Source organism: Mycobacterium sp., from assembly GCF_036490025.1.
Classification (GTDB): Bacteria; Actinomycetota; Actinomycetes; order Mycobacteriales; family Mycobacteriaceae; genus Mycobacterium.
Map to the genome: position 1 here is coordinate 24,959 of NZ_DASXEP010000187.1, position 11,880 is coordinate 36,838.

The following is an 11,880-nucleotide window of genomic DNA, read 5'->3' on the forward strand; positions in this document are numbered from 1 at the left end:
GGACGACGCAGATCACGCGGGATGGGCTCCGCATGCACAGCTGTGCTTTAGCGCTCAGCAGTTCGCGTCACCGTTGAAGCGGACAGTGCCGCAAGAGGAACGAGGGCGAGCAGTTGGACGGCGGCCGAATGGCCCGCGTACCCGTCGACGGACCGCCACGGATGCCGCGACAGCGCCGCGCCCGCGAGGATCAGCCCACCGGCGCTGAGCCACACGGCGATGACGTCGCGTCGCCGCGGACGATCGCGCAGCACCCAGCGCAGGCCCAGCGCGGCACCGAACACGGCGACACCCGCTACCCCGGCGATCACCGCGCCGGCCGCCAGCATCGCGACGGCGACCCACGGCCCCGGCGTCCACGGGCGCGCAGCGGAATCAGTGGGCCCGCGTCGCTGCGGCCACCACGCCAACAGCGCCAGCAGCGGCAGCAGCGCCAGCCCGCCGGCCAGGCCGACGCGGTACAGCGAGTTGGGCGCGAAGGTCAGCGTGATGGTGCCCGACGTTCCTGCCGGCAGCACCCATCCCTGCTGCCATCCGTTGACCGCCAACGGCGTCAACCGAGTCCCGTAACTGGTGCGTGCCACCCACCCGGCGTTGATGCTTTCCGGCACGACCAGCGCCCGCGTCGACTTGGCCTCGTCCACCCGCACCTCCCGACGGGAAGGGCCCCACATCCCGGTCGACGCCGGTGTCGCTGCCGCGGTGGGTAGCCGGGCCGCCGGCGGCCCGGACAATCCCGCGCCGTCGACGACGAATTGCGGTCCGGGGCTTACCAATAGCTCCTGCTGACCGGTCGGCAGCATGATCGGCTGCGGGTCGCACGGCTGGGCGGTCACCGGAGCGCCGTCCAGCAACGCGCCGACCGTGGTGTGGACCGCGGTGTGCACAAACCGGCCGGCGATCGCGATGATCGGTCCGTGCTCGCAGTCGACGGTGATCTCGCGAACCCGGTTGCGGGTGGCGTCGGCGGCAGCGATCGGTTTGCCGTCGGTGCCCAGTGCCGCGATCTCGGCAAGCCCCGGTGGTTTGAGCTGGTCGAAGCCCAACGCGGTGCGGTCGATGACGTCCTTCCAGTCGAGCAGGCTGATCGTGACGGTGTCGGTGATACGTGGCTTGAGCGGCACGTCTTGTCGCCCTGCGGTTTTCAGCGTGCGGACTTGCGGGCCGTCACCGACGTCGACAGCTATCACGGTCGGGTGCGCGGGCACCTGTGCCGTGCTGGGTGTGATCCGTAGCGCGGTGACCTCGGTGGGCCGCGGCAGGGTGAGGGTCAGCGTCGGCGGCGTTTTGTGCTGCACCACTTGCTGCGGCGCCCTCCACGCAGTGGCGGGGTCGCCATCGGTGGCCGCGGAGGCGGCGCCCAGCACGTCGACCAGATCGGAGTCGCCGCGGGCGCGGGTGGTGTCCGGCTCGGCGACCAGATCGGCCAGTTTGGGTCCCGACCGGGCGCGTACCCAGACCGTTGGCGTCACCGACATCGGCGCGGGCACGCTCAGCGTCCGGCTGAACGTCGCCGGCGACTCGGTCGCCAGCGCCATCGAGGGCGCGCACTGCACGTTCGTCAGGCCCATCGCGCACCCCGGCCTGCCCAACGGGTCAGAGCCCAGATCCCATTGTGCGACAGCGGCATTCGGCGGTGGAGCAGGAACGAGGGCGGTGTGGCGCAGGTTGACCGGATGCGCGAAGCCGCGGGCGTCGTACTGCGTGATCGAGAGGTCGGTGATCGCGAACTGCACCCCGGGCGACCCGTCGTCGGTGCCGATCGCGGTGACGCGGACCCACGGGGTCTCGCCGTACGGCAGCGCCGCGCTGACGGGTTTGCCGGCCTCGTCGAACCGCAATGTCGTTGTACCGGTTGCAGTTTCGACTTCGACGCGGCGAACTTGCGCGCCGACGGTGGTCGCGCTGGGGGTGATGGTGATGACGCTGTTGGTCACCGGGTGGTCGAAGTCGACCTGAAGCCATTGACCGACGGCCGACTGCAATCCGTTGGATACCCAGGCTGTCGCCGAATCGGCGTCGATCGCAGCAGCCGGTGATGCGGCGGTGGCGACGTCGGGCAATACCGTGGAGTCCGACGACGAACTCGATGCCGTCAGGCGGCCGCCGGTCCACGAGCCGTAGACGGTCTGAGCGCCTGGGCTCGGATAGTCCGGAACCCGGTTGAAGGTGTGTCGGGTGTCGCCGGCGGCGCGGATCGCCGACGCGTGGTTGTCGACCCGGCCGTAGTCGATCTCCCGTGCCAGCGGTGTATCGGTGACGGTGACGACCGGCGCCGGTAGGCCCGTTCCGACGGCGTCCGCCGTCATCAGTGCCGGACCGAGCGGTGGCCGACCGGACAGTCGTCGGCGCTCGTCGAGCCGCAACAGCGCCTCGGGGCCGCCGTCGACACGGGGCATCTGGTCGAGGTCGGCGAGGTAGGGAGCGGCGGGATCGCCGGCTGTCGCGGTGACGCGGTAGATCTCCACGGCGGGGTATCGGGGACGCAGTCCGCTGTCGGTGACGAACCCCGACACCGGGCCGGGACCGACGGGCGCGCCGAACTGGGCGACTTTCAGCAGTCGCGGCGATCCGGTGATGGCCCGGTGCACCAGGATCGGGCGCGCCGAGCGCGACGCGTCCGGGTCCAGGTCGTTACGCACTACCACATACGAAATGCCTTGGCGGGCAAGGGTATCGGCCAGGCCCGCGGACGGCATTCCGGCGGCGAACAGCCGTTGGACCGAGTCCAGTGCGCGGATGGTCGGCGGCGGGGTCAGCGGGATGGAGTCACGCACACCCCACGGGCTGTCGCCGAGCACCTGCAGGGGTTCGTCGTGGCTGGTGCCCCACAGCTGGGTGGCGAATGGCGCGCCGGGCACCACCAGCACGCGGCCGGGGGTTGGCACGCCGGTGTTGTGCGCGGACAACCAGTCGGCGGTGTCCTGCCAATACCGCGGAATCGCGTCGTAGGTGCCGGGCGGGGTGATGCGCCCCGTCCAGGCCAGCGATGTCGCGGCCATCAGCGCGGTCAGCACCACAATGCCGACCGCGGCCCGCTTGTGGCGCTCGGGATGGGTGAATGCCTTCAACCACAACGGTTTCGGTGCGCTGCCCGGCAACGGTATCCGGCCGAGCAGCTGAGCCAGTCCTAACACGATGGGGATACGGATCAGCGACTCGAGTTTGTGCACGTTGCGCAGTGGTGCTCCGCCGGCGTCCAGGAAAGCCTGCACGTGCTGCGCCAGCGGTGAGCCCAACCCGCCGCTGTACCCGGCGCCCAGCAGCACCACGCCGACCAAGAGCATCGTCACCAATCGGCCACGGGCGGGCATACAACTCATGGCAAGCCCGGCCAGCCCGGCTGCCGCCACCAGAGCGGTGGCCAGGATGGCAACCGACCCGGTGACCAGCGACGCACCCGCGGTGGCGTTGGGCGCCACGAACGGTGTCCAGCTGTCGGTGCCGCGCAGCACCTCGACCAACGACGACCACTGCGTCGTCACGCCGGACGATTCGATGAAGTCCAGAAACGGCGGACTGATCCGGGCCATCAGAACCAACGCCACCAGCCACCACGTCATCGCCAGCATCAGAGCTAGCAACCACCACGCGGTGTAACGCCACCATCGCCGGTTGGGCCGGTGACAGGCCCACCAGATCACCGCGGGCAGACACCCGGCCAGCGTCGCGATCGCATTGACCGCCCCCATCAACGCGACGGCCACCCCGGCCTGACCGGCCAGCCGACGCACCGAGGGCCCGTTGGAATCACCTCCGCGCAGCGCCAGAATCGTGGGCAGCAACACCCACGGGGCCAACATGATCGGCAGGGTCTCCGAGGAGATCGAACCCAGCGTGCTCAGAACCCGCGGTGAGAGCGCGAAGGCCGCGGCGGCGACAGCGCGCGACGTCGGGCTGCCGATGCCCAGTGCTTCGGCGACGCGCAGCAGTCCCCAAAAGCCGACCGTCAGTAACAGCGCCCACCACAGCCGTTGGGTGATCCAGCCCGGCAGGCCCAGCAGGTGACCGGCCACGAAGAACGTGCCGTGCGGGAAAAGGTAGCCGTAGGCCTGGTTCTGCGCCTGCCCGAACGGCAGTTCGCTGTTCCACAAATTGGTCGCCCGAACCAGGAAGCGCAGCGGGTTGGCGGTGAGGTCGAGTTTGGTGTCGGGGGAGATCTGGCCGGGTGACGAGCCAAAGCTCAATGCGAGTGCGACCGCCGTGACCAACCACAGCCAGCGTCGAGACACCGGCATGACCTCAACGGGGCCCAGTTCGGCCCGCATCCATTGCAGGGCTAGCTGCGGTTGCCGTACTCGACCCGGTTGAGCACCGACGACTGCGGGTCGCCCCCGGGGAGTGCTGGCTTGGTGTCCTGCTGCACCATCAAGGTGATCCCGAAGATCGCTGCTGCACCCAGCAACAGACCGACCACGACGCTGGCGGCGGCGGGGGCAACAAAGCGATTCATAGCTGCCCAACCTAGCAGAAGACGAGGTCGCGGCCGCCTGCGCGCCGCCGGGGTGGGGCAGCAGCGCGAACGGATCCCATGACAGCATGGCCTGATGGTTTTCCCGCGCGTTCTGGCTGTATTTGCCACCGTCACGGCGCTGACGGCGGGGTGTGGCCACACTCCTCAACGGCCCAACTCCGCCCCGGCCGCGTCATCGCCGGCAAAGGCGATCCCGCCGGCCCGGCCGGCGTGCGGGGATCCGGCGGCGATCCTGTCGGCGATGTCGACCCGCGACAAGCTGGCTCAGCTGTTGATGGTCGGGGTACGGAGCGGCGACGACGCCCAAGCCGTGGTGGCAAACAACCACGTCGGGGGCGTCTTCATCGGCAGCTGGACTGACCTGTCGATGTTGTCCAACGGCATGGTCAAGAACTTGAGTGCGAGCACGGCACTACCCGTGGCGGTCAGCGTCGACGAGGAGGGCGGCCGGGTGGCGCGGCTGTCCTCGCTGATCGGACCGGCGCCGTCGGCGCGGGTGCTGGCCCAGACGCACACCCCCGACGAGGTCTACGGCATGGCGCTGGACCGCGGCCACCGGATGCGCGGCCTCGGCATCACCGTCGACTTCGCGCCAGATGTCGATGTCACCGACGCCCCCGACGACACCGTGATCGGCGATCGGTCGTTCGGCTCGGATCCGGCAAAAGTCACCGAGTACGCCGGCGCCTACGCCCACGGCCTGCGCGATGCCGGCCTGCTGCCGGTGCTCAAGCATTTCCCCGGCCACGGGCACGGATCCGGCGACTCGCACACCGGCGGAGTCGTCACGCCGCCGCTGTCCCAGCTGCAGAACGACGATCTGGTGCCGTACCGCACGCTGGTGACTGCCAGCTCGGTCGGCGTGATGGTCGGTCATCTGCAGGTGCCCGGGCTCACCGGCGACGAACCGGCCAGCGTGAACCGCGCCGCCGTGCAGTTGCTGCGTACCGGCACCGGGTACCACGGCCCGGCCTTCGACGGCCCGGTGTTCAGCGACGACTTGTCCAGCATGGCCGCGATCAAGGACCGCTACAGCGTGCCCGACGCGGTGTTGCGCGCTTTGCAGGCCGGCACCGACGTGGCGCTGTGGGTCACCACCGACCAGGTGCCGGCGGTGCTGGACCGGCTGGAGAGGGCCGTGGCCGCAGGGGAGTTGACGATGCCCAGCGTCAACGCGTCGGTGCTGCGGATCGCGAAGTTCAAAGGCCCAAAGCCTGACTGCGGACCGTAATCCGGCGGCGCGGCCCCGCATTGCCTAATCTGAACTGACGCAGTCTCGCCTGACCCGCGCCGGCGTTGCTAGAAGGGGACAGCATGGCAGGTGGTACCAAGCGGTTGCCCCGTGCTGTTCGTGAGCAACAGATGCTGGACGCCGCGGTGGAGATGTTCTCCGTCAACGGCTATCACGACACGTCGATGGATGCGATCGCTGCAAAAGCCGAGATCTCCAAGCCGATGCTCTATCTGTACTACGGCTCCAAGGAGGAACTGTTCGGCGCGTGCCTGGACCGCGAGATGGCGCGATTCATCGACGGTGTGCGCGAAGACATCAATCTCGAGCAGAGCCCGAAAGACTTGCTGCGCAACACCATTAGCGCGTTCATGCGCTATATCGACGCCAACCGCTCGTCGTGGATCGTGATGTACGCCCAGGCCACCAGCTCGCAGACGTTCGCTCACACCGTGCGCGAGGGGCGCGAGCGCATCATCGCCTTGGTTGCTCGAATACTGGAGTCCGGCACCAAACACCCGGAGCCCGATACCGATTTCGACATGATCGCGGTGGCGTTGGTGGGCGCAGGCGAGGCGATCGCGACCCGGCTCAGTACCGGCGATACCGATCTGGACGGCGCAGCCGAATTGATGATCAATCTGTTCTGGCGCGGGCTCAAGGGCGTGCCGACCGAACGAGACGCCGCCGAACCCGCCACCGAATCCAGCTAGTCGCGTGATGCATCGCCGCAACGCCGACTTCGTGTGCGCGGTGGTGATCGTCGGGTTGCTCGCGGGGCTCGCCGGGTTGGCGACGACGTTGCTGTTGCGCTATGTCGAGCACCTCACGTATCACTACACATTCGGATCACTACTGCAGGGCGTCACGGCGAGCAGCCCGGTCCGTCGGGCGGTGGGACCGATGGTCGGTGCCGGCCTCGCAGGACTGGGCTGGTGGCTGCTCCGGTCGAGGGCCGACGTTCCGCCGCTGTCCGCGGCCATCGCCAGCAGGCAGCGTATTCGCCTGCTGCCATTCGGTTTCGACGCGGCACTGCAGGTGCTGGTGGTCGGCTCCGGCGCGTCGTTGGGGCGGGAAGGAGCGCCGCGCCAACTCGCCGCGGCGCTCGGGGATGTTGCGACCGGATGGCTGAAGCGGTTGTCGGCGCGCGACCGTGAGATCCTGCTGGCGTGCGCGGCCGGCGCCGGGCTCGGCGCGGTGTATGCCGTGCCACTCGGTGGTGCGTTGTTCACCTTGCGCATCGTGTTGAGAAGCTGGCACCCCCGAGCGGTAGGCGCGGCGCTGATCACCTCGAGCCTGGCCGTCGCCGTCGCCTCGTTCGTCACTCACAACCAGCCGAACCTATACTGGCCCAACGCAAACAACTCCTACCGGCTGATTGCCTATGCGCTGGCGTTGGCCCCGTTGACCCTGGTGGTGGGATTGGCCTTCAACCGCCTGATGGCAGCGGCACAGCAGCGTGCGCTGAGCCGATCGTGGCTGCTGGTCCCAGCGATCGGCGGTGCGGGGTTGCTGATCGGCGTCTGCTCGCACTGGTGGCCCGAACTGCCCGGCAACGGCAAGTCGATCCTGACCGCGACCCTGGCCGGCGGGATGACCTTGCAAACTGCCGTCGCGGTTCTGGCCTTGAAACCCCTTGTCACGGCAGTCTTTCTGCGTGCCGGGGCGGTGGGCGGTTTGCTCACTCCGGCACTGGCCACCGGCGCGGCCGCTGGAACGCTGTTCGTGTTGATCATCAACGTCGCGATGGGAACCCACTTTCACGTTTCGGCCATCTCGATGGCGGGTGCGGCCGGCGTGCTTGCGGTCACTCAGCGCACGCCGTTTTGGGCTGCGATCTTCGTCTGGGAGCTCGCCCGGCCACCGCTGTGGCTGCTGCTGGTATTCCTGGTGGCAGCCTTGGGCGCCTACGGTTTACTGCTGCTCGTCGAGCGCGGCCCCGGGCTAGTTCGCCCGTAAGGTGCCGGTGAGGTACGGGTATCCCTTGGCGATATTGCGCAGGCTGATATCCCAGCCGTCCTGGACCTGATCGAGGTACAACCCGGCGCTGGCCGGCAGCAGCACGGGTTTGCCGAACCGCACCGAATACGTCACCGCCTCGGGGAGGCTGGGCTCCAGGTTCGCCAATACCGCTGCCGCACTGAACATTCCGTGCGCAATAACCGTGGGGAATCCGAACAGCTTGGCCCCAACGGGGTTGGTGTGAATCGGATTATGGTCGCCGCCGACGGCGGCGTAGCGACGAATCTGGCCCGGGCTGATCCGCAGGACCGCGTTGGGTGCGGGTAGCTTGGGCTGCTTCTGCGGCGGTGGTTTGGGCTCGTCGGACAGGCTGGTGCGCTGCTGATGCAGGAAAGTCGTGACCTGGCGCCAGGCCACCTCGTTGCCGACGCTCACATCGGTCACCAGATCGACCAGCAGGCCCTTGCGGTGCTCGCGCAGGTTCTCCGCATGTACCGCGATTTTGACCGTGTCAGTCACCCTGATCGGCCGGTGCTGGGTGATCCGGTTTTCGATATGGACGGATCCCATTGCTGCGAACGGGAAGTCGAATCCCGTCACCAGCGACATCATCGTTGGAAACGTCAACGCGAACGGATAGGTCAGCGGCACTGCGTCGGCATAACGCAGGCCGGTCACCGCGGCGTACTCGGCAACGTTCGCGCGATCGATGGGCAATTCGTCGACGGTCACTGTCCGGGTGGGCAACTGGTCGCCGCGGGGCACGAACGGCAACGCCCCGGCGGCCGCGCGCAGCATGTTTTTCAGACCGCTTGGTTGGGTCACTGGGTTCTTCCTTACTGCTCAGGCGCCGAGCATGGCCTGGCCGCAGACGCGGATGACGTTACCCGTCACCGCGTTTGAGGCAGGGCTGGCGAAGTAGGCGATCGTTTCGGCCACGTCGACCGGTTGTCCGCCCTGGTACAGGGAATTGAGTCGACGGCCCACCTCGCGGGTGGCCAGCGGGATCGCAGCCGTCATCTGGGTCTCGATGAAGCCGGGCGCAACGGCGTTGATCGTGACGCCCTTCTCGCCGAGCTGCGGCGCCAGCGCCTGGGTGAGCCCGATCATGCCGGCCTTGGTGGTGGCGTAGTTGGTCTGGCCGCGGTTGCCCGCGATGCCGGCCATCGACGACAGGCCGATCACCCGGCCACCATCGCCGATACTGCCATTGCCGACCAGCCCTTCGGTAAGGCGTTGCGGCGCAAGCAAGTTGACGGTAAGAACGGAATTCCACCGCGCGTCGTCCATGTTCGCCAGCAGCTTGTCGCGGGTGATGCCGGCGTTGTTGACCAAGATGTCGGCGTGCCCGTCGTAGTGCTCACGCAGATGCTCGGTGATCCGGTCGACGGCGTCGTCGGCGGTGACGTCGAGTGTCAGTGCGGTACCGCCGACGCGGGCGGCCGTCTCGGCCAGGGCTTCGGCGGCGGACTCCACGTCGATCGCGACGACGCGGGCCCCGTCGCGGGCGAACACCTCGGCGATCGTCGCGCCGATGCCCCGCGCGGCACCGGTCACGATGCCCACCTTGCCGTCCAGCGGCCGGTCCCAGTCGGCCGCTGGAGTCGAGTCGTGGGCGCCGACGTAGAAGACCTGTCCGTCCACGTAGGCCGACTTGGCCGACAACAGGAACCGCAACGTCGACTCGAGGCCGGTGGCGGCCGGCTTGGCGTCCGGGGACACGTAGACCAGCGCGACAGTGGAGCCGTGCTGCACCTCCTTGCCCAGCGAGCGGGTGAAGCCTTCCAGCGCGCGCTGGGCAATTCGCTCATCGGCGCTGTTGGCTTCGTCGGGGGTGGTGCCGACGACGACCACGCGGCCGGAGTGGCCGATGTTGCGCAGCAGCGGCGTGAAGAACTCGTGCAGGGCCGTCAGCCCGGCGGGTGTGGTGATGCCGGTGGCGTCGAACACCAGCCCGCCGAACGAATCCGCCCAGCGACCGCCCAGATTGGCGCCCACTACGTCATAGTCCGCGTCCAGCGCGGTCCGCAGCGGCTCGACCACCCGGCCCTCGCCGCCGATCAGCAACGAGCCGGCCAGCGGCGGGTCACCGGCCCGATAGCGTCGCAGCGTTTCGGGCTGCGGAATGCCAAGCTGCTTGGCGAGAAACGAGCCGGGCCCGGAGTTGACGACTTGGGAGAATAAATCGGCTGCCACTGGGTTGCCTTCCGTGCTGTCGGGTATCAGTACCGTAGTCGAGAGCTAACTTACTTCAGAGTAAGAAGGGTGAGTAGGGTGGCTCCAAACACTGAATAACCAACAACCGACGGAGATAAGCGTGGCTACTGAAAGCACCTCTGCGAGTTCCCAGGCGACTGCCGCCAAGCGACGCGTCGCGGTGCTGGGCGGCAATCGAATCCCGTTCGCGCGCTCGGACCGCGCCTACGCCGACGCATCCAATCAGGACATGTTCACCGCCGCGCTGGGTGGACTGGTCGACCGGTTCGGTCTGGCCGGTCAGCGGCTGGGCGCGGTGATCGGTGGCGCGGTTCTCAAGCACAGCCGCGACTTCAACTTGATGCGCGAAAGCGTGCTCGGCTCCGCGCTGTCGTCGTATACCCCGGCCTTCGACCTGCAGCAAGCCTGTGGAACAGGGTTGCAGGCGGCGATCGCCGCGGCGGACGGCATCGCCGCGGGCCGTTACGACGTCGCCGCCGCCGGCGGGGTGGACACCACCTCTGACGCGCCCATTGCGCTGGGCAACAACCTGCGGCACACCCTGCTGGGTCTGCGCCGGTCCAAGTCCAACCTGGATCGACTGAAGCTGGTCGGCAAACTCCCGGCCAGTCTCGGCGTGGAGATTCCGGTGAACAGCGAACCACGCACCGGGCTGTCGATGGGCGAGCACCAGGCGATCACCGCCAAGCAGATGGGTATCAAGCGGGTCGACCAGGACGAGCTGGCGGCCGCCAGCCACCGCAACATGGCAGCGGCCTACGACCGCGGCTTCTTCGACGACCTGGTTACCCCGTTCCTGGGCCTCTTCCGCGACGACAACCTGCGCCCGGACGCGTCGGCGGAGAAGCTGGCCAAGCTCAAGCCGGTGTTCGGCGTGAAGGCCGGCGACGCCACGATGACAGCCGGAAACTCAACGCCATTGACCGACGGCGCGTCGGTGGCGTTGCTGTCCACCGAGGAGTGGGCCGCCGAGCACTCGCTGACCCCGCTGGCCTACTTCGTCGACGCCGAGACGGCAGCCGTCGATTACGTCAACGGCCCCGATGGCCTGCTGATGGCGCCGACGTACGCGGTGCCGCGGCTGCTGGCGCGAAATGGGTTGAGCCTGCAGGATTTCGACTTCTACGAGATCCACGAGGCGTTTGCCTCGGTGGTGCTGGCGCACCTGCAGGCCTGGGAGTCCGAGGAGTACTGCAAGGAACGACTGGGGCTGGACTCGGCGCTGGGGTCCATCGATCGGTCCAAGCTGAACATCAACGGGTCGTCGCTGGCCGCTGGTCACCCGTTTGCTGCCACCGGCGGGCGCATTCTCGCGCAGCTGGCCAAGCAGCTGTCCGAGGCCAAGATGCAGCAGAAGGGCGCGGCCGAGAAACCGTTGCGCGGGCTGATCTCGATCTGCGCCGCGGGTGGCCAGGCCGTCGCCGCCATCCTGGAGGCCTGATCGCCGCACGGCTATGACGGTTACGCGCGGCGTTTAGCGACAGCAACGCCCGGGTAGCCATCTGGTCGGATAGCTCCGTGTTGTCGTCCGACCCCCGACCCGATGGCAGCGCGGAGCGTCCTTGACTCGACTACCGGCCTGTTCGACAGGGCCAAGTCGAAACTGGGGCCGCCGATGGAATGAGGGGATCCCGCGGCGGCCCCTCCCCTGGCTGAGGTTCACAGCAAAATCCCCCGCCTCTGCCGGGCGGTTTCTAGGAGTCGTTGCAACACTGCCTGGTTATTGGGTGGTTTGTAGATCACGTAAACGCTCGGCTGGGGTATCCCAGCCGAGCGTTTTGCGTGGGCGCCCGTTGAGTTGCTGGGCGACGTGTTCGAGGTCTGCGGGTGCGAACATGCTGAGGTCGGTGCCTTTGGGGAAGTACTGGCGGAGTAGTCCGTTGGTGTTCTCGTTGGTACCGCGCTGCCAGGGGCTGGCCGGATCGCAGAAGTAGACGGCCATGTCGGTGGCCATCGCGAACTGTTTGTGGCGCGCCATCTCGGCGCCCTGGTCCCA

9 protein-coding genes are annotated in these 11,880 nt (G+C 68.0%); 4 read left to right on the forward strand and 5 right to left on the reverse strand.

What is annotated here, in order from left to right:
• Positions 1 to 47: 47 nt before the first annotated feature.
• On the reverse strand, positions 48 to 4,268 hold the full coding sequence (locus VGG53_RS22100; protein WP_331520258.1) for a DUF3367 domain-containing protein: 4,221 nt from the start codon (positions 4,266 to 4,268) through the stop codon (positions 48 to 50).
• Between the two features lie 11 nt (positions 4,269 to 4,279).
• Positions 4,280 to 4,453, reverse strand: a complete 174-nt coding sequence (locus tag VGG53_RS22105) for a DUF2613 domain-containing protein (RefSeq protein WP_331520259.1) — start codon at positions 4,451 to 4,453, stop codon at positions 4,280 to 4,282.
• A gap of 94 nt (positions 4,454 to 4,547) precedes the next feature.
• Here VGG53_RS22105 and VGG53_RS22110 point away from each other — a divergent pair, with 94 nt between their 5' ends.
• From VGG53_RS22110 to VGG53_RS22120, 3 genes are all read left to right on the forward strand, one after another.
• On the forward strand, positions 4,548 to 5,705 hold the full coding sequence (locus VGG53_RS22110) for a glycoside hydrolase family 3 N-terminal domain-containing protein (protein WP_331520260.1): 1,158 nt from the start codon (positions 4,548 to 4,550) through the stop codon (positions 5,703 to 5,705).
• Positions 5,706 to 5,788: 83 nt separating this feature from the next.
• Positions 5,789 to 6,418 carry a TetR/AcrR family transcriptional regulator gene (locus VGG53_RS22115; protein ID WP_331520261.1) on the forward strand — a complete coding sequence of 210 codons (630 nt, stop codon included), beginning with the start codon at positions 5,789 to 5,791 and terminating at the stop codon, positions 6,416 to 6,418.
• A gap of 7 nt (positions 6,419 to 6,425) precedes the next feature.
• Positions 6,426 to 7,664 (forward strand): chloride channel protein, encoded by a 1,239-nt coding sequence (locus tag VGG53_RS22120; RefSeq protein WP_331520266.1) that lies wholly within the window; start codon positions 6,426 to 6,428, stop codon positions 7,662 to 7,664.
• Here VGG53_RS22120 and VGG53_RS22125 read toward each other — a convergent pair.
• Together VGG53_RS22125 and VGG53_RS22130 are read right to left on the reverse strand one after the other, a co-directional pair.
• Positions 7,650 to 8,492, reverse strand: a complete 843-nt coding sequence (locus VGG53_RS22125; protein ID WP_331520262.1) for a MaoC/PaaZ C-terminal domain-containing protein — start codon at positions 8,490 to 8,492, stop codon at positions 7,650 to 7,652. The genes VGG53_RS22120 and VGG53_RS22125 overlap by 15 nt on opposite strands.
• Positions 8,493 to 8,510: 18 nt before the next feature.
• Positions 8,511 to 9,863: a 3-oxoacyl-ACP reductase gene (locus VGG53_RS22130; RefSeq protein WP_331520263.1), complete on the reverse strand. Its 1,353-nt coding sequence runs from the start codon at positions 9,861 to 9,863 to the stop codon at positions 8,511 to 8,513.
• 121 nt (positions 9,864 to 9,984) lie between these two features.
• Between VGG53_RS22130 and VGG53_RS22135 the strand changes: the two genes are divergently transcribed.
• Positions 9,985 to 11,325, forward strand: a complete 1,341-nt coding sequence (locus tag VGG53_RS22135) for an acetyl-CoA C-acetyltransferase (protein ID WP_331520264.1) — start codon at positions 9,985 to 9,987, stop codon at positions 11,323 to 11,325.
• A gap of 279 nt (positions 11,326 to 11,604) precedes the next feature.
• Here the strand turns inward: VGG53_RS22135 and VGG53_RS22140 are convergent.
• Positions 11,605 to 11,880, reverse strand: a 276-nt coding sequence (locus tag VGG53_RS22140; RefSeq protein ID WP_331520265.1) for an IS30 family transposase, incomplete at its 5' end; no start/stop codon positions are given.

Coding starts and splice junctions, on each gene's coding strand:
- VGG53_RS22115 (WP_331520261.1), top strand. CDS start 5,789: ATGGCAGGTGGTACCAAGCGGTTGCCCCGTGCTGTTCGTGAGCAACAG.
- VGG53_RS22105 (WP_331520259.1), bottom strand. CDS start 4,453: ATGAATCGCTTTGTTGCCCCCGCCGCCGCCAGCGTCGTGGTCGGTCTG.
- VGG53_RS22100 (WP_331520258.1), bottom strand. CDS start 4,268: ATGCGGGCCGAACTGGGCCCCGTTGAGGTCATGCCGGTGTCTCGACGC.
- VGG53_RS22110 (WP_331520260.1), top strand. CDS start 4,548: ATGGTTTTCCCGCGCGTTCTGGCTGTATTTGCCACCGTCACGGCGCTG.
- VGG53_RS22120 (WP_331520266.1), top strand. CDS start 6,426: ATGCATCGCCGCAACGCCGACTTCGTGTGCGCGGTGGTGATCGTCGGG.